This window comes from Youngimonas ophiurae (nom. illeg.), assembly GCF_049803795.1.
In the GTDB taxonomy this organism is placed as follows: domain Bacteria; phylum Pseudomonadota; class Alphaproteobacteria; order Rhodobacterales; family Rhodobacteraceae; genus Thalassobius.
On record NZ_JBNAGJ010000012.1, the window covers coordinates 47,729 to 66,014 of the forward strand.

The 18,286-nt window shown below is 57.5% G+C and carries 13 protein-coding genes and 2 pseudogenes; 5 read left to right on the forward strand and 10 right to left on the reverse strand.

Annotated elements, in window-relative coordinates; all coding sequences use genetic code 11:
- Window positions 1-110: 110 nt before the first annotated feature.
- From ACP15O_RS17775 to ACP15O_RS17810, 8 genes are all read right to left on the reverse strand, one after another.
- Window positions 111-491 (reverse strand): DUF3768 domain-containing protein, encoded by a 381-nt coding sequence (locus ACP15O_RS17775; RefSeq protein ID WP_009804228.1) that lies wholly within the window; start codon window positions 489-491, stop codon window positions 111-113.
- A 126-nt stretch (window positions 492-617) separates the two neighbouring features.
- Window positions 618-2,789: a ParB/RepB/Spo0J family partition protein gene (locus ACP15O_RS17780; RefSeq protein ID WP_009804227.1), complete on the reverse strand. Its 2,172-nt coding sequence runs from the start codon at window positions 2,787-2,789 to the stop codon at window positions 618-620.
- A gap of 149 nt (window positions 2,790-2,938) precedes the next feature.
- Window positions 2,939-3,397 carry an acyl-CoA thioesterase gene (locus ACP15O_RS17785; protein WP_007120589.1) on the reverse strand — a complete coding sequence of 153 codons (459 nt, stop codon included), beginning with the start codon at window positions 3,395-3,397 and terminating at the stop codon, window positions 2,939-2,941.
- 73 nt (window positions 3,398-3,470) lie between these two features.
- Complete coding sequence (locus ACP15O_RS17790) at window positions 3,471-4,352, reverse strand: helix-turn-helix domain-containing protein (protein WP_232272173.1); 882 nt, start codon at window positions 4,350-4,352, stop codon at window positions 3,471-3,473.
- A 52-nt stretch (window positions 4,353-4,404) separates the two neighbouring features.
- On the reverse strand, window positions 4,405-5,607 hold the full coding sequence (locus ACP15O_RS17795; protein ID WP_007120591.1) for a CaiB/BaiF CoA transferase family protein: 1,203 nt from the start codon (window positions 5,605-5,607) through the stop codon (window positions 4,405-4,407).
- Entirely contained in the window at window positions 5,607-6,761 is a 1,155-nt protein-coding gene (locus ACP15O_RS17800) for an iron-containing alcohol dehydrogenase (RefSeq protein WP_007120592.1), read from the reverse strand. The genes ACP15O_RS17795 and ACP15O_RS17800 overlap by 1 nt, the downstream gene beginning before the upstream one ends.
- An 18-nt stretch (window positions 6,762-6,779) precedes the next feature.
- The gene (locus ACP15O_RS17805) at window positions 6,780-7,940 is read right to left on the reverse strand and encodes an acyl-CoA dehydrogenase family protein (protein WP_007120593.1); all 1,161 of its coding nucleotides are present in this window, start codon (window positions 7,938-7,940) and stop codon (window positions 6,780-6,782) included.
- A 15-nt stretch (window positions 7,941-7,955) separates the two neighbouring features.
- Window positions 7,956-8,750: an IclR family transcriptional regulator gene (locus ACP15O_RS17810; protein ID WP_009804224.1), complete on the reverse strand. Its 795-nt coding sequence runs from the start codon at window positions 8,748-8,750 to the stop codon at window positions 7,956-7,958.
- Between the two features lie 180 nt (window positions 8,751-8,930).
- Here ACP15O_RS17810 and ACP15O_RS17815 point away from each other — a divergent pair, with 180 nt between their 5' ends.
- Both ACP15O_RS17815 and ACP15O_RS17820 read left to right on the forward strand, forming a co-directional pair.
- Window positions 8,931-10,376, forward strand: a complete 1,446-nt coding sequence (locus ACP15O_RS17815) for an NAD-dependent succinate-semialdehyde dehydrogenase (RefSeq protein ID WP_084658595.1) — start codon at window positions 8,931-8,933, stop codon at window positions 10,374-10,376.
- Between the two features lie 8 nt (window positions 10,377-10,384).
- Complete coding sequence (locus ACP15O_RS17820) at window positions 10,385-12,424, forward strand: FAD-dependent oxidoreductase (protein WP_040609072.1); 2,040 nt, start codon at window positions 10,385-10,387, stop codon at window positions 12,422-12,424.
- On the opposite strand, the pseudogene ACP15O_RS17825 reads toward ACP15O_RS17820, so the two are convergent.
- Together ACP15O_RS17825 and ACP15O_RS17830 are read right to left on the reverse strand one after the other, a co-directional pair.
- Window positions 12,412-13,160: pseudogene (locus tag ACP15O_RS17825) on the reverse strand (IS5 family transposase); the annotation flags it as partial. The gene ACP15O_RS17820 and the pseudogene ACP15O_RS17825 overlap by 13 nt on opposite strands.
- Before the next feature lie 324 nt (window positions 13,161-13,484).
- A pseudogene (locus tag ACP15O_RS17830) lies at window positions 13,485-14,512 on the reverse strand (IS110 family RNA-guided transposase).
- A gap of 287 nt (window positions 14,513-14,799) precedes the next feature.
- On the opposite strand from ACP15O_RS17830, the gene ACP15O_RS17835 reads away from it, so the two are divergent.
- The 3 genes from ACP15O_RS17835 (at window position 14,800) to ACP15O_RS17845 (ending at window position 18,283) form a co-directional block, all read left to right on the forward strand.
- Window positions 14,800-15,702: an alpha/beta hydrolase gene (locus ACP15O_RS17835; protein WP_017468330.1), complete on the forward strand. Its 903-nt coding sequence runs from the start codon at window positions 14,800-14,802 to the stop codon at window positions 15,700-15,702.
- A 115-nt stretch (window positions 15,703-15,817) separates the two neighbouring features.
- On the forward strand, window positions 15,818-17,455 hold the full coding sequence (locus ACP15O_RS17840) for a flavin-containing monooxygenase (RefSeq protein WP_009804217.1): 1,638 nt from the start codon (window positions 15,818-15,820) through the stop codon (window positions 17,453-17,455).
- Window positions 17,456-17,527: 72 nt separating this feature from the next.
- Complete coding sequence (locus tag ACP15O_RS17845) at window positions 17,528-18,283, forward strand: SDR family NAD(P)-dependent oxidoreductase (RefSeq protein ID WP_009804216.1); 756 nt, start codon at window positions 17,528-17,530, stop codon at window positions 18,281-18,283.
- Window positions 18,284-18,286: the final 3 nt, after the last annotated feature.

The window sequence follows — 18,286 nt, forward strand, 5'->3', positions numbered from 1 at the left end:
TCTCCTGCGGCAGGCCGGACACGATCATCGCGCCCCTTGGAACCCGCCAGCCCGAAAGGACCGCCCTTTGTGCAAGGGCGATCCGTGGCGATGTCGGTGAAAAAGGGGCGTCAGTATTCCGACGGCAGAAGCAGGGTCAGGACCCGGCGCGTCTGATCAGGATCGGAGGGCTCAGGCGAGCCATAGGTGTAGTCGACGTCGTACAGGTCGATCTTGAACCAGACCTTCGTGCCGTCGAGGTCGATGACGCCCATCTCGTGCCATCCTTGCGGGTCGCTGTCAGCGTTGAACGCGTCAAATGAAGCCACGCTGCGGGTGAGAGCAAGCTGGGCATCGGGCCCAAGCGCTGCAACGCCACGGGTCATCACGAACTGGCCCTGCGGGGCATCGGTGACGAGGATATTGCCAAGGATAGAGCGACGAAAGGCGTCATTCTGCGAAGCGACGAGTGCGGCTTCCTTAACGGGATCGAGGTCAAGTGTGGTGGTCATGGGATATCTCCGGGACGGGCCCGCCGATCCGATATCGGCTGTTGGTAACCCGTCAGCCGGAAAGGGCCGCCCTCGATGTGAGGACGGCCCAAGGCTCATGTCGTGATCAGGTCAGCGTGCGGCTCGTCAAGCCGCATCCTCGCTGAGGAAGGCGGGCAAGGACGACGGTTCATCGCTCTCGGCGTCGCTCAGAGAATCTTCGGCGGACACATCCCCCTCCTCGGTCTCCGGCGCTTCGCCTGCCATGTCGGCAACAGCCTCCGCCGCACCGGCAAACACCATCCCGTCGGGCAGCCAGCGCGTCGTCCTGACAACCGTTGCGGCGTCGAACCCTTCCGTCTCGCCGGCCGTTTCCGCGAAGGCCCGCTCCATCGCGGCCGCGATATCGCCCTTACGCTCGCGATTGCGATCTTCGGCGTAATCGTCGCCAATGAGCTTGCGCGCGGTAGCGACCGCATGCCCCTTGTTGACCCGACCCCAGTAATTCTGAGCAGTCGGGCGCCAGCAGGCCGCCACATCGACGTCAAGACGCGCGCCGATCTCCTCGATGATCGGGGAGGGGCGATTGTCGGAGGAAAGCTGCGGCTTGACTGCCAGACCCGTCGCCCAGGCGAAAAGCGCCTGCTTGGCGGCAATGGGCAGCGCCGACATCGCCCGGAAGTTTTCGGGCTTCTCCAGCGTAATCCAGTCGGTGGCGAGGCCCTGCTCCAGCGCCTCGAGCATCTTCTGGGCAACAGTATCCGAATGCAGCACCTCGCGGTTCTGCGCCTGGAAGGGCCGGATCGAGATATCGAGCGCCTCGTTGTTGTAGGACCGCCCCAGAGCCTGCTCGCAGAGCGCGTAGAGCATCGCATCGAACGCCACCTCGAAATCCGCCGCCAGATGCGCCCGAAGGATATGCTGACGCGTCGCGCGCAGATCGTCGGCGAGGCTCGCCGAAATCCCGTTCGCCTTGCGCAAGGTCGCGGCCGGGTCGGAGGTGGGCACCGGTGTCGAGGAGGTTGGCGGCGTCACGTTCGGGCGGACAGGAGACGGGGCATCACCCGCGTCAGCACTATTTTCGCTCGGGACGACCGCAGCGGGGATATCTTCTGGCCGCACGAGGCCTTTCTCGACACGCAGCGCGCCGTCATGACCGATGGTCAGAACCACGCCCGCGATGGCACGATCTTCGTCCGCGTAAGGCTGCCGTTCGCGTTGCAGGGCCTCGATCTCGCGCAGGCGCGGCTCGATGGCATAATATTCTTCCGTCTCCGCGTCCGTCCAGTCCTCGCCGTCATTCTTCGCCGCCAGTTCTTCCTCGCGCGCAATGAGACGTTCTTCTTCGGTGAGCAGGTCCGGATCGGGGTCGATGTCCTGCGGATAGACCCGCCCGAAGCTGCGAAACGCGCCGTAATCCACCGAGAGATGCACCTCGACCCATTTCCACGTTCCCTCGAAGGTTTTCGCCGCAGCCTGCAGCTTTTCGATGGCGAGACGCTCTAGGAGTTCGGGGTTCTCCATATGGGCGCTGGCGCGGTCGTCGAAGAGATCGCGCAGCAGAACACCACCCGCCGCCTCATAGGCCTCAATGCCGACAAAGCGCCCGATGGCCGAGTTCGCCGAATGGGCGGTCTCGGTAAGATGGCGTTTGATGCTTTGCGGATGGATGTGATAGCCGCCCTTCACTGCGTTCCAGACCGCCAGCTGGCGATCATGGTCGTCGGTCAGTGTGAAAGCCATCACGCATTCAAGGGTCAGATCACCCGCGCGGAACTGCTCGATGATCTCGGGCGCGACACGGGCGAGTTTGAGGCGGCGGCGCACCAGGTCGACGGAGACGCCGAATTTGAGCGCGATCTCGTCTTCGCTGCGGCCCTCGGCGATCATCGCCTCAAAAGCCTCGAACTGGTCGGCGGGGTGCATCGCCGCGCGCTGGAGGTTTTCAGTTGCAGAAGTAAGGATGGCGTTGCGCTTATCATCGACGAGGCAGGGCACGGGGTGATCGGCGGGGATGACGCTGTCCTCAGCGAGCTGCTTCAGCGCCTTGAGGCGACGACCGCCGGCATCGACTGCAAAACGTGTCTCTGACAGCGCATGAACCACCAGATTCTGTTTAATTCCGGTCTCGCGGATACTGACGAGGAGCTCAGCATCGTCGCTGGCGCTGGCCGCAACTTTTCGAACGTTGAGCGGGCTCGGCTCCAACTGGTCGAGCGGGATCATCCGGATGTCGGTCCCGCCGCCAGGCACGGACAACTCAGTGGCTTCGGTTTTCTTCGCAGTGGCGGGTTTCGGGCGGGTTGTGGTCTTGGCCATGGTCAGGGTCCTTGTCACGCCGGACCCGGAAGAGCCTCTCTCTATCCTTTCAAGCCCGGCACCCGGGCTTCCCTTTCTCTGGCTTTTTCTTGTGTTCCCTTACATGAGATCGTTTTGCACAGGCTTTGCTGTCTCCAAAGCCTACAGGCCTAGCTCACTGTTTGATTTTCCGAACCCACTTCCGCGAGCAAAATCTGCCGAATTGAGCTTTCAATTTTGACTTTACCAAATGTTGAAGCATCTCGGAAAACTGACTTCGTTTCGCATTCGAAGCAAATCAAGTCATGCTGACGGCCGACAACTTTTAGACCAACTGAACTTTCCCCGACATGGACCACATAGACCTCGCATGCTAGGTTCGCGCCTGCTTTCACCGGCGCATGGAATTGTAGGTCCATAGAGACAAAAGGCATGGCCGTGTTTCTTTCCGTGAGTAGAAAAAGCCAGCCCCGGCCTGAAAGCAAATCGTCCCAGAAAGTCTCGATCGCTTCCAGCGCGAAATTCGTAATCCGGCCAGTAAAGGCGATTCCCAGCTGGTCACAGTCGCCAAAGAAAATCCTGCGTTCGAAGGCAAATCGTGGTTTAAATTCTGTTTCTGGTACATTCATTGCAGCGTTACGGGCTCAACATTTCTTTGTCTCTGGTGCGTGACAGCGATAGGAAGGAATAGTTTTCCGGTCATTATGCCATGCGCCGGAATTCGGCGGGGGTCGCGCCTGTCATTTTTCGAAAAGTTCGACTAAAATGACTCTGATCTGCAAAACCGCAGTCAAGCGCGACCACTTTCAGGGGGGCATTACCCTTTCTCAGCATCTCCTGGGCCTTCGATATTCGCTTGCGCAAAACATATGCATACGGTGCCAACCCAAACTCCGCCTTGAACTGACGCGAAAAGTGAAACTGGCTGAAACCGATAGATGCGGCCATGTCTTCCAGACTGAGGTTTTCACCTAAGCAGCTTTCAACGAGATCGATGATTCTCTGCCTTTGAGCAGGGCTGAAGTTCGAGTTTGCGTCGCTGGTCAAAGAGACCTTGGCGTACTGACGCAGAAGGTGAACGGCGATCTGGATGCGCAGGGCGTCGATGATCAATCTCTGGCCGATTCCACCGTTCTTTAGCTCATTCTCTAGCAATTGGATGCAGTTCAGGATACAGGGGTCCTTCGCAGACAGACAATCATTGATCTCAATGGACTTCGGGTCACGATCAAAGACCGAAAGGGCCGTGTTTTCGAGTTCACTGTGACTGAGATAGACGTGTCTAACCGTGATAGGCTCGGACCAACTCCAAGTGGATTCCTCTGCACGCGTGAGCAAGGAAATCCTACCTTTCTCTACGCGCGCGCTTTGCCATGGGCCGCCACTCGTGCGGCGCATAGTGGTTGGCGCGCCATCATATGCAACAATCATATAGTCGCGCATGGGGGGAATTGCCGCGTCTTGTCGCTCATAACGATAGCCCTTCAGGGTAATGCCGTTCCAGTTGCACCCGGAACTGTCCAACGTAGTCGTGCCGGGAATCCATTCGGGTATCCGGTCCGGTGATATGAGCAGTCTTTCCATCTTGGCCTCCCTGAACTTTTTCACGATCGTCCGCTTGAGCTGAAATTTCGGCTTAGGTCGTCTCGCGCATCCGCGGTTCTTCTCGAACGATATTCGCTTGAGTCAATCTATCGATTTCAGCTTCTGTCAGTCCAGCCTCGCTAAGCAACTCCCTACTATGCTGCCCGAAGCGAGGCGGTGCCGCGCGAACCGCTCCGGGGGTACGCGACAAGCGTGCTGGCACGCCGGTGCCGCGGTAGGTGCCAACTGATACCACCATGCCGCGATGTCGGGTGTGTGGATGCTCCAACGCTTCATTCACATTCCGAACGACTCCGGCGGGAATCCCAGCTTTCAAAAGCACCGGCTCAAGTTTGAAGGCGTCATGTTGCACCAGGCACTCTGACAAGACCTCTGTCATCTCTGACCGATGCGCAAGACGCGCGGCATTGTCGGCAAATCGTGGATCGCAGGGCACCTCAGGTAGGCCAAGCACGTCACAGAGTTTTGCGAACTGACCATTGTTACCGATAGCCAGATAGAGTTTGCCATTACTTGTTTCGAACATGTCGTATGGTACGATATTTGGATGCCCATTGCCGGTCGCCATTGGTATCTGTCCGGACATGAGGGAATTAGCCGCTTGGGGATGCATCATGCTGATCGCGCAATCATATAGCGGCACTTCGATGGCTTGGCCCAATCCGGACCGGCCCCGTTCCAAAAGTGCGGCGAGAATAGCGTTACAGGCGATCAGACCGGTGCCGATGTCCACGATGGGCGTACCCATGCGTGTCGGGCCTTCGGAGGGATTGCCGTTGATGCTCATGAGGCCCGTCATAGCTTGTACCACGGCGTCATAGCCGGGAAAACCGCCAAGTGGGCCATCGGAACCAAATCCAGTCACATGGCAGAGTACCAGTCTAGGAAAACGTGCCCTGAGAACATCAGCATAACCAAGCCCCCATTTTTCAAGAGTACCAGACTTAAAATTGTGAACTAAAACATCCGCATCCTGAAGAAACCGCAAAATCAGGTCGCGCCCTTCCGGTTGCTGCAGATCGATAGCGATGGACCGCTTGTTGCGGTTGGCGCCAGAGAAATAAGCGCTGAGTTCATCATTGAAAGGCGGGCCCCAACTGCGGGTCTCGTCGCCCAGAGGCGGCTCCACCTTGATGACCTCAGCGCCATGATCCGCAAGCATTTGGGTGCAGTAAGGCCCGCCCAGCACGCGGCTGAGGTCGACCACCTTGATCCCGTCCAATGAGCCAGCCATCAAAGCGCCTCCTGATAGAGGCGCGACACATCTTCGGCTGTCATGTCGCGCGGGTTGGTCTCCAGCAATCGCGTGATACCGGTCACGACCTCATTAGCCATTCCGGGAATGGCTGCCTCGGTCACTCCGACACCAGAAAGTCGAGACTCAAGTCCGCTTTCGACTAGCATCCGTTCCATCTCGTCGATCAGGCCATGGGCCGCAGCCGCATCAGAGTTGAAAGGCCGCGAGGGCAGTAGTAACCGCGATAGACGAGCATATTCAGCTTCTGCAACGGGCATGTTGAACCTCATCACTGGTCCTGCGACCAGAGCGTTTGCGTGCCCGTGAGGAACCTTGAAACCTGTTCCAAGTGGGTATGACAAGGCATGAATCGCCCCCACGCTGGCATTAATGAAGGCCATCCCAGCCAGTGTCGCCCCCAACAGCATGGCCTCTCGCGCTGACAGGTCCGAAGGCGTTTCCATGACGATTGGTAAGTTCTGACCGAGAAGCACCAGCGCTTTGTCCGCCATTCCATCGGAAATGGGATTCTTTCTGGTGCGACTGGTTACTGCCTCAATGGCGTGAACCATTGCGTCTAACGCCGTGGCCGCTGTGATGTGACGAGGCATTCCCAATGTTAGCTTTGCATCTAGCAAGGCAACGTCAGGCAGAAGCTGCGGTGCATATACCGCTTTTTTTTCGTGGCTTTCCGAAGTCAGCACGGACACCCATGTTACCTCTGATCCGGTCCCTGCCGTGGTTGGCACCTGGATCAGTGGCAAGCGTTTATCGGTGACCTGATTAATCCCGATCATGTCCGTAATCGGTTGATCGTTGGCTACCGCCGCTGCGATGACCTTGGCAGTGTCCAGTGAACTGCCGCCGCCAAGTCCGATGATTCCGTCAGCACCAAAGGCCCGCGCGACCTCTACCGCGGCCTCGACGACAGCGATCGGGGGGTCCGCTTCGACTTTATGAAAAATCTCAACCTCGATGCCAGCAGCCCTAAGTGAGGCGGCTGCCTCGTCCGCAAAACCACAGGCCAATATGCCCGGGTCCGTCACGACCAGCGCACGGGTGCAAGACAAATCTTGCATCAGGCTGCCGATCCGGCCAAGCCCACCGCTCTCGCAGACGATCCTCGGGGTGGAAAGGAAATTGAAGTCCATAGTTTGTCTTCGCTCCTGTTAAGCTGCTGCAGTGCGGATCATATTCCGCGCGATCAGTATTTGCTGAATCTGGGTTGTCCCCTCGTAGATGCGGAAGAGACGCACATCGCGATAGAAGCGCTCGACCGCATATTCGGCCATGTATCCTGCACCGCCGTGGATTTGCACTGCGCGATCGGCCACTCGACCTACCATCTCACTGGCAAACATCTTGCAGCAGGCAGCATCAGTCGACACGTTCTGACCAGCGTCCTTGCGGCGTGCTGTTTCTTCGATCATGCAACGCGCTGCGAAGGCCTCGGCGCGACTGTCAGCCAGCATGGCTTGGATCAGTTGCTTTTCAGCGATGGGTTCACCGAATTGTTTGCGTTCCATCGCATAGGATAGGCTGTCACGGATCAGCCGTTCGGCGGCGCCCACACAGACGGCAGAAATATGCAGTCGGCCCCGGTCAAGGACTTTCATTGCTGTCTTAAAGCCCTTGTTCAGACGGTCCGGCCCGCCGATAATGTTCGCGGCAGGCACGCGGACATTGTCAAGGATGACGTCGCATGTGTGCGAGCCCTTCTGCCCCATCTTCCTGTCAGGCTGGCCAAGCGTTATGCCTGGCGTCCCTGCCTCGACGAGAAAGGCGCTTACGCCGGCAGAACCTTCCGCCTCTGGATTGGTCCGGGCAAAAACCGTGAATAGATCGGCACGCGGTGCATTGGTAATGTAGCGTTTCGTGCCGTTCAGAAGGAAATCGTTACCGTCACGCCGCGCCGTAGTGCGCAGACTGCCAGCATCCGACCCAGCATCTGGCTCGGTTAGGGCGAAGGATGCGATCATATCTCCGGACGCGAGAGCTGGTAGATACTGCGCCTTCTGCTCGTCGGTTCCATCGATGATGATTCCCTGAGAGCCGATCCCGTTGTTGGTGCCAACTAGCGACCGGAACGCAGGCGAAGCCTGGCCAAGAACGAAAGCGGCTTGCACTTCCTCTATCATCGACAAGCCGAGCCCGCCGAAATCTTCCGGGATCGACATGCCGAAAAGGCCCATCATGCGGATTTCATCGACCAGCATCGGCGGAATCACATCCTCGTCGGCGACGCGATCCTCGTAAGGGATTAGTCGCTCTTTCACGAAGCGGTCGAGCGCGTCGAGAAACTGGGAAAGGGTATCTTTATCAAGGGCCATGATGCTCTCTATTGTTCAGGGTGCGACCGCCGCAACGCGGCGGACAAGATCGACAAGGCGGTGCGCGACGTCGCTTTCGATCCAGTCGCGCGTAAGGGTTTGCGAAGGGCCACCGCAGTTGAAGGCAATAATGGGTGAGCCGTCCTTCGGCACGAAGGGCACCGCTACAGCGTTCACATCACGTTTCCACTCCGTGAAGGACGTGCAGTAACCGTGCTGTTGGTAGTCTGCGATAGCTGCTTCGATTCCGGGCTGCACATTCGGCCAGTTGTCGCCTTCATGTTCCTCCACAAGGGCCAGAATTCTGGCCCGCTCATCCGGGTCGTGCGCCGCTATGCAGGCGCGACCAACCGCGGTCGTGGCCAGTTTAATATGGGCACCAACCTCGATCGCCAGCGTGACGGCATTAGTGCCCTTGCACCGCTCCAGATAGACCATCGATAGCCGGTCACGACTGGCCATGGCCACCGGCATGCCTGTGTAATCAGCCAGCTCCTGCATAAAGGGCTTCGCCAGTTGCCGCAGCGGAATCCCTGCAAGGCAGGAGAAACCCAACGAAAGCACTGGAGGGGCCAGTCGATAACGTGCTGTATCCGGGTCGTAGCTGAGGTATTCCAGCTTGTTCAGTGTATAGGCCAGCCGGGAGACCGTCGATCTGCTCAGGCCAGTGCGCTCGGCCAACTCACCATTCCCCAGAGCTTCCCCTTCCCGCCGAAAGGCCCGCAACAGCTCCAAGCCGCGCGCCAACGCCGTGACAAAATCGCGGTCCTGTCTCTCGGCGTCCTTGGTGCGGTCTTTCCTTGGTCTCACGACATCCCTCCTCGGGAAGAATTATGCGTCTTGAAACACATCTAAACGATCGATAACGTCCGCGTCAATACTGTGGTAAACTTTTCCGCTATGCGGAAAACTAAAGTCGTCCATCTGGTCCCCTTCGTGCCGGATCCTGCGGATGACACAACTGAGCGAGGGCATAACGCCATGAAAGAAATGAATTATCCGACCATCCAGCACCTCATCGGACGGGACTGGATCGCTTCTCCCACGCCGGAGGATCGTGCAGTCATAAACCCTGCAAACGGGCAAACTATCGGACAGATTCCGCAGGCTAGCGCCGCAGATCTGGACCATGCGGTTCACTCGGCCGAATCAGCTTTTCGCCGATGGAAAAACAGCTCTCCCATGGAACGAAGTGCAATTTTGCGACGGTTTGCCGACCTGCTGCGCCAAAATGACAGACTGATCGCTGGCTGGATCACTCTCGATGAAGGCAAGCCGCTGGCTGAGGCCTTGGCTGAGGTCCGCGCCTCAGCTGACCACGTCGACTGGCACGCCGAGGAATGTCGGCGCATTTATGGGCGCATCATTCCATCGCGCAGCCCGGGGGTACAGCAGCTTGTCGTGCGCGAACCGATAGGCGTCTGCCTTGCCATCACGCCTTGGAATTTTCCGCTGAGCCAAGCGGTACGCAAGGTCGCGGCGGCGCTTGCGTCAGGTTGCACGATGATCTTGAAAGCCCCGGCAGAGGCTCCGGCGGGCTGCATGGCAATTGCGCGCTATCTGCTGGATGCAGGCTTGCCCGAAGGCTGTCTGAACCTTGTCTGGGGTAATGCGGCCTTCATTTCGGAAACTCTTATTGCGCGCCCCGAGGTGCGCAAGATCACCTTCACCGGTTCGGTCGAGGTGGGCAAGCATCTGGCAGAATTGGCTGGCCGCCACATGAAGCGGGCGACGATGGAACTCGGCGGTCACGCGCCCGTATTGGTGTTCGACGACGCCGATGCCACGGCCGCGGCGCGCGCCTTGGCGGGCAACAAGCTGCGCAATGCAGGCCAGGTGTGCATCGCCCCAACCCGGTTTTACGTACAACAAGGCATCTACGACCGATTTCTGTCCGAGCTAGTTTCAGCATTTGAGAGCGTAAAGGTGGGCGATGGTTTAACCGAGGGCACACAGATGGGGCCATTGTGTCATCGCGGACGCGTGAATGCGATGGAAAAGCTCGTCGAGGATGCCCGCGAAAACGGCGCACGGGTGTTGACGGGAGGCAAAAGGCTTGGAAATCATGGTAACTTCTATGCCCCGACAATCGTCGATACGCCCAACGACGACATTGACTTGATGCGCGAAGAACCCTTCGGCCCGATTGCTGTCGTCTCGTCTTTTCGTGACATAGAGGACGGACTGTCGCGGGCCAACGGGCTACCCTTCGGGCTGGCGTCCTATGTCTTTACCAATTCGTTAGAGCGTGCAGATAAAGCAGCTGCGGGTTTGCAGGCAGGTATGGTAAGCATCAACCAGTTCGGCCTCGCTCTGCCCGAGACTCCGTTTGGAGGCGTGAGAGACAGCGGCTATGGGACTGAAGGCGGGACGGAAACCTTCGAAGGCTATCTCATTACCAAATTTATCTCGCGCAATCGCGCGCCAGTGCTGTGAGGATGCCCATGCCTGTTGAATTAAGCTTCTCAAATGACGCAGCAATTCTGACCATAGACAATTCGCCGCTTAACCTAATCAACGCGGAGGTTCGGGCTGGAATACAACACTGTATCTTCAAAGTCCTCGAAACTGGGGCTACCAGGCTGATTATCACCGGCACAGGAACGACCTTCGTCGCGGGCGCGGATGCGAAGGAATTCGGTAAGTTGCCTGTTGATCCACAACTAAATGATGTGCTGATGCAACTTGCACACCTCCCGATTCCTACTATCGCAGCAATCAACGGGGCTGCGCTTGGTGGGGGACTAGAGATTGCTCTGGCTTGCTGCTATCGCATCGCCTCAACTTCTGCCAAACTGGGCTTGCCAGAGGTAAACTTGGGGATCGTGCCTGGCGCAGGGGGAACCCAAAGACTGCCGCGACTTATCGGTATTGAAGCTGCGCTTGACATGATTGTCACCGGGAAGGCTGTTTCCGCCGAGCAGGCACTGAAAATGGGACTGATCCAGCTGCTAGCCGATGACCCGCTTGGCGCGGCCATAGCTCTCGATGACGATGTACTTGAGGCGGCACAGGCACCCGACAATCTTCCTTCACCAAAGCCAAACCACGTCGCAGCGGAAGTCGCCCGAGCGCATGTAGCGCGGCGTATGCCTGGCCAGAATGCCCCGCAGGTTGCGGTGAACCTAGTCGCGACCAGTGCGACGACGCCGCTGCACGACGCACTAGCCAGCGAGCGCTCTGCGTTTTTGGACCTTCGTACCTCGGATCAGGCGCGGGCCCTTAGGCACGTTTTCTTCACCGAGCGTACCGCAACCAACAAGGGGCGCGCCTACCCCCGACCTTCCCGAGATGCTGAAACCGCCATCGTGGTCGGTGGTGGCAATATGGGCGCAGCTATTGCGTACACGCTGGCGACCGCAGGGATCTCGGTGACTGTCGTCGAACGTAGTGCCTCGTCCGCCGAGTGGGCCAGTAAAAACCTGCAAAAGCTGATTGATCAGGGTATCAGTCGCGGTATTCTGTCCGTCGATGCGGCAAAGACGGTTGAAGACCGGCTGGTTACGGTCTCAGGCTATGACGCTCTGCCACCAACCGATCTAGCAATCGAGGCGGCCTTCGAGGATTTTGCGGTTAAGACCGCGATCCTGACCGAACTCGAAGGCGCACTGCCACCCGAGACCATCATTGCCACAAACACATCCTATCTCGATGTAAATCGGCTCTCTGATGGGTTGAAACACCCGGCACGCTTTGTAGGGATGCATTTCTTCAGTCCTGCGCATATTATGAAACTTCTGGAAGTCGTCAGGAGCGACCGAACGTCAGACGGAACATTAGGTGCAGCACTTGTGCTGGCGCACAGGCTTGGTAAAATCCCGGTACTGTCTGGTGTTTGCGATGGCTTCATCGGAAACCGAATTTTGTCGAGCTACCGTCGCGCCGCTAATCGCCTTCTGGTGGAGGGGGCTAATGTCGACGAGATCGACGCGGCTATGCGCGGATTCGGTATGGCGATGGGTCCATATGCTGCACAGGACATGTCGGGGCTGGACATCGCCTACGCGAATATCCGTCGCAAGGCAGTTGCCGAAGGGAACTGCTGTGGTCACGTGCCCTTGGTCGAGCGGCTGGTCGAAAAGCACAAACGCCTAGGACGCAAATCGGGCGCCGGATGGTACGACTATGGGCCAGACGGCAAACCCTCACATTCGGAGCTGGTCGCTAGCGAAATACTCCGTGTCTCAGAAGAAATGAACTTCACTCGCCGCGAGTTCTCAGCTGACGAAATCGTAGAAAGGCTCTTGCTCACAATGGTGGCGGAAGCCTGCGATATCCTTGACGAAGGCGTAGCAGAAAAACCGCAAGACATCGACCTAGTAATGATTCACGGCTACGGATTTCCCCGCTGGCGGGGAGGCCTGATGCACCACGCCAAAAATATCGGCAAGGATCGGTTGACCGCGCTGTTTAGCGCGCTTGTCAAAGAGGACCCTTGCGACTGGAGGGTGCCTCGTTATTTAGAAAGGGTTTTCGCGACCTGACGGTCAAAGTCCCGCGCCATAAGGCGCTGCCCCAGCAACTTAACACAGTGCATCTTCGTCTCGACGCGGCTTAGGCGGTGATGGTCTTCCAAGACTTTGCGTTCTTACCTGGTGGGATAACGGCGTGGACGCCACGGTCCGCAATCGCGTCCTGGCATTTTCGTGTGTCATACGCACCGTCAGCCGTGACACTGCTGGTCTGCCGGGATCTGTTCAAGAAGGTTGGGTAACACTGGAGCGTCACCGATGTGGCTCCCGGTGATCTGAACAGCGCGCACTTCCAACGTTTGCTCGTCGATCCCGAGGTGGATCTTGCGCCAGACCCGTCGCTTGGGGCCGCCATGCTTGCGGGCATGCCACTCACCTTCAAGCTTGATCCCCGTGCTGTCCACCAACAAGTGCAACGGCCCTTTGGAGCCGCGATACGGGATGTTCACGGCCAGGGTCTTCTGGCGCCGGGACAGGGTGCTGAAGTCGAGCACCGTCCAGTCGAGACCGATCAGCCGCAACAGGCTCTCGACGAACCCGGTCGCCTGTCGCAAGGCCATGCCGAACAGGACCTTCATCGAAAGACAGGTCTGGGTCGCGGCGTCGCTGTAACTCTTCTGCCTGTCGGCACGGCCTCCCAGCTCATCTCGGGGTCAAACCAGATCGTCAGCGAGCCACGGCGCTTGAGCGCTTCGTTATAAGCGGGCCAGTTCATGGTCTTGTATGTCGGGGTTGTCGGTCTGCTCATGCACCTCAGCTACCACGCTGGATTCATAAGATGAGTCCGACACGGGATTTGTGCATGCATGCCCCCATTGGTGCAAGTGATTTTTTGAACGGCGCGAGCGTGTGATCGGGTGCGGTCATGTATCAGGCCTCTGTGTGCGGCGCTGATGTAACCGCGGGCCGGTATGGCGATGCGCGGACCAGAGGCATATCAACAAACCGAGCTCGGTGGCTCCTGCACAAATGCTGCTTTCTCTGACCCGGATCTGATCGATCCTTTGCCCTTACTTTTCAGTGACCTCCTCACACTCCCAACTTACCGGGACGTCGTGGCATGCCGTCTTCGCTATGCCATCGCCGCCACCGGATTCCGGTAATCCTCTTGTTTCATTATGATGGCCCAGAGGCCACGCGCCATCTTGTTGGCCAGCGCAATCGCGGCGACCCATGCGCGGCTTGCGGGTTAGTAGGCGTTTCAGCCAGCCATTATTCGGTGTGTCAAACCGCTCGACAGCCTGGAGGACAGCCATAGCGCCAGAGACCAAGAGTGTCCGGAGTCGCGCTGTCGCATCTTCGAGGTCTTCCCGAGCCGGGCTTTGCCGCCCGTCGAGTGCTGCTTCGGCACAAGCCCAAGCCAGGCGGCAAAATCGCACCCGCGCCGGAAGGTGGCCAGGTCACGGGCAAATGTCTCGATCGCAAGCGCCGTGACAGGAACCACGCCCGGCATGGTTTGTGTTCGGCGCACCAAGTCGGCTTTCTTGGCGGCACATCGCATCTTCGCGTCAAGCTCTGCAACACGCGTATTCAGCCCCTCAATCTGCCCCAGATACATCCGGCCGAGGTCACGAACCTCAGCATGCAGCGCGGTGTCATCACCTGCGATTGCGTCCGCGAGTCGCTTGAGATGGGCAGGCCCGCGGGCCGCGACCAATCCGTGTTCGGCGAGGTGGCCGCGTAAAGCGTTGATCATCTGGGGGCGCTGGCCGACAAACATCTGCCGCGTGCGAAACAGCATGGCACGGGCCTGCTGATCTTCCGTCTTCACTGCGAAAAAGCGCATGGTTGGACGCAATGCAGCCTCCAAGATGGCCTCTGCATCGGTCGCATCATTCTTCTGGCGTTTGACGAACGGCTTCACATAGACCGGCGGTATCAACCGCACGTCGCACCCCAGCTTCTCAAATTCGCGGCCCCAGCCATACGCCGTGGCCACGCCTCCATGGCGATCATGCATTTGGGTTGCTGTGCCACGAACGCGAGAAACTGGCCTCGTGAAAGCTTTTTGCGAAACGCGACTGACCCATCATTGTACGCACCATGCAACTGGATAACGCGCTTTGCCAAGTCGACACCGATAATTTTAATTTCGGACATAGATGCTCCTTCCTTCTGTGATGGCTTTTAACGCTCATCATAGTGGCACATTGCGATGCCGTCGGGAGGGGGTATCCACGCCATCAACAGAGCCTAGTAACGGGCATATCTGCCTCACGACAGGCTGAGCACGATCATACTATTTCCAAAGCAGGATTGTTCAATACATGGCGCATTTTTCGCCCTTACTCTGAGATAATTGGCGTATGCCGTTGACCGTTTGACGTCTTCGAGATTGGCGACGTCAGTTGGTGGCTTTGCCAAATGTTATGCTTGGGAGGATAAACATGGAAATCAGTAGAGAAGCGGATACGCTGCGGGCGCTTTATCAGAATTGGACCGATCAGATGGTCGAGAACCCAGACCTGACGATCGCGAACCTGCGCAGCATGTTCGATGAATGGGGGCAGCCCGCACTAGAGCCGGAAAACGTTAGCTACAAAAGCGATCATGTCGGAGGAGTTGAGGCTATCTGGGCCCTACCAGCCGGGGCAGATACCTCGCGTGTAATTGTTTACACTCATGGTGGCGGCTTTGCCGTCGGCTCAGCCGATAGTCATCGAAAAATGGCAGGGCACCTCGCTAAGGTGCTTGGGGTTACGTCGGTGATCCTGCACTATCGGCGCGCACCCGAGCACCCATTTCCGGCGCAGATCGAAGATGCAGTAGCCGCATACAAAGCGCTGCTGGATAAGGGTTTCAAGGCAAGAAATATTCTGACGGCTGGCGACAGTGCTGGCGGCAATCTTGCCATCGCCAGCGTGCTGAAGTTACGCGAACTTGGGTTGCCACTGCCCGGAGCGGTCATCGCCTATTCGCCCTGGCTCGACATGGCGATGCGCGGGGAAACACTGGAAACCAACGCGGAAACCGATGCGCTAGTCGGCAAACCGATCCTCGAAGCGATGGCGGGGATGTTCCTCGGTGAAGGCACGGATCCGCTTAATCCGTTGGCCAACCCGCTGGAGAACGATTTCACCGGTTACCCGCCGCTCTATATCAATGCCGGAGGGGCCGAGACGCTTAAGAGCGATGCCGAACGGTTGCACGAAAAGGCCAAGGCACAGGGCGTAAACGTGACCCTGTCTATCGTCGAAGGCATGCAGCATGTCTTTCCCGCGCTTTCGGGACGCGCGCCCGAGGCAAACGAGGAACTTGGTCGCATCGCCGCATGGTATCGGGCCCTCTGAGACCTGTACTCGCACTGCATTGCGGTGCGGTGCGAGACAAACCCCTACGAAACATTCATCTAGCATCTCACCCGCAATCTGCGGGGCGGAGCGGTCTTACTCTGGGAGGAGTGATATGAACATTCAGACTGAGAATACTAAAACGGTCGGAGCGGATTTTGACGCAGTCGTCATTGGCGCGGGCTTCGGCGGGCTTTACGCTGTCCACAAACTTCGCAACGAGCAGGGACTGAACGTCCGGGGCTATGACAGCGCCAGTGACGTTGGCGGCACCTGGTGGTGGAACCGATATCCCGGTGCGCTGTCAGACACGGAAAGCTATGTCTATCGCTATTCTTTTGACAAAGAGTTGCTTCGAAAAGGCCGCTGGAAAACCCGGTATCTGACCCAGCCCGAGATCCTCGAATACATGAACGAGGTAGCGGATCATCTCGATCTTCGACGCAGCTACAAGTTCGACACCAAAGTGGATGGCGCGCACTATAATGAAAAAACCGGTCTCTGGAACGTGATCACTGATAGTGGTGAGACAGTTACCGCAAAATACCTTGTCACTGGCCTCGGTCTCTTGTCCGCAACGAATGTTCCAAAATTCAAGGGCATCGATGATTTCAAAGGCCGTATCTTACACACAGGTGCCTGGCCCGAGGGAGTGGACTTGAGCAACAAACGCGTGGGCATTATCGGCACCGGCTCGACGGGTGTTCAGGTTATCACTGCAACGGCACCAATTGCAAAACACCTGACTGTTTTTCAGCGCTCTGCACAATATGTCGTGCCGATTGGGAACACCCCGCAAGACGATGCTACCATCGCCGAGCAAAAGGCGAACTACGATAATATCTGGAATCAAGTGAAGAATTCTGTTGTGGCCTTCGGCTTCGAAGAAAGCGCCGAACCCGCCGAAACCGCCTCGCCCGAGGAACGGGAGCGGGTCTTCGAAGCCGCCTGGCAGCGCGGCGGTGGTTTCTATTTCATGTTTGGCACCTTTTGCGATATTGCGACCAGCCAAGTGGCCAATGATGCGGCCGCTGACTTCATCAAGGGCAAGATCAAGCAAATCGTGAAGGACCCCAAGGTCGCAGAGAAACTGACGCCGAAGGACCTTTACGCCAAGCGCCCGCTTTGCGGAAACAACTATTACGAGGTCTACAACCGAGACAACGTGACCCTCGCCGACGTGAAGGCCGATCCGATCGCAGAGTTCACTCCGAACGGCATTCGTCTCGAAAGCGGCGAGGAGCATGAGCTTGACATCGTAATCTTTGCCACTGGTTTCGATGCGGTCGACGGCAATTACGTCAAAATGGACCTCCGCGGACGCGGAGGCGTGACCATGCGCGACACTTGGAAGGAAGGCCCACTCGGTTACCTCGGCATGATGGAGGTAGACTTCCCTAACTTCTTCATGATCCTTGGCCCTAATGGCCCCTTCACTAACCTGCCCCCCAGCATTGAGACGCAAGTTGAATGGATCGCTGACACGATTTGCGCAATGGAAGAAGAGGGGGTTCAAAGTGTGGAGCCAACCGTGGAGGCGCGCGACGCTTGGGTTGGCACCTGCCGTGAAATCGCCGACATGACACTCTTCCCCAAAGCTGAAAGCTGGATCTTCGGCGCAAATATCCCCGGAAAGAAGAATGCGGTGATGTTCTACATGGCCGGGATTGGCAATTATCGCAATGCCATTAGTGCGGTTAAGGAGGAAGGTTATACATCCCTGATCCGCGACCGCACTGCCGAGAAGGTGTAAAGAATTCCGTCGGGCATTAAGAAAACCCGGCGGAAACAATTAAATTTGTTCATGAACACTCAGGAGAGAACTATGGGACGGGTATCCGGAAAAGTCGCACTGGTAACAGGTGGCGCCATGGGCATGGGAAAAGCCCATTGTGAAACGCTGGCACGTGAAGGCGCGCATGTATTTGTAACCGACCGTGATACGGAAGCGGGTGAAAGCGTAGTAAAAGGTATCATTGGAGCCGGAGGGAAGGCGGAATTCATTCAGCATGACGTGACGCTTGAAGAAGATTGGAAGAATGTCATCTCCACGGTGCAATCAAGTGCTGGTCGACTTGATGTGCTAGTGAACAACGCTGGCATTCTCATTCTGAAGCCGCTCCACGAAACCTCGCCTGACGAATTTGACATGACGATCAACGTCAATGTACGCGGTGTTTATCTCGGTATCCGAGCCGCGGTTCCATTGATGAAAGAGACCGAAAAAGCATCAATTATCAATATTTCTTCAATCTATGGGATTGTTGGTGCCGCTTCGGCGGGAGCCTACATTGGATCCAAAGGCGCCGTACGGATGTTGACCAAATCCTGCGCAGTCGACCTGGCCGAAAGTGGCATACGTGTCAATTCGATCCATCCCGGTGTCATCGATACTCCCATGACAAAAGATCTGCTACACGCCGACGAAGAGACCCGGCAGGCAATTCTGGGGGCCACGCTGCTCAAGCGGCCAAGCAAACCTGAAGAGGTTTCGAATGCGGTCCTGTTCCTCGCATCGGATGAGTCATCGTTCGTTCACGGAGCAGAGATTGTAGTAGATGGCGGTTATACTGCGAATTGACAG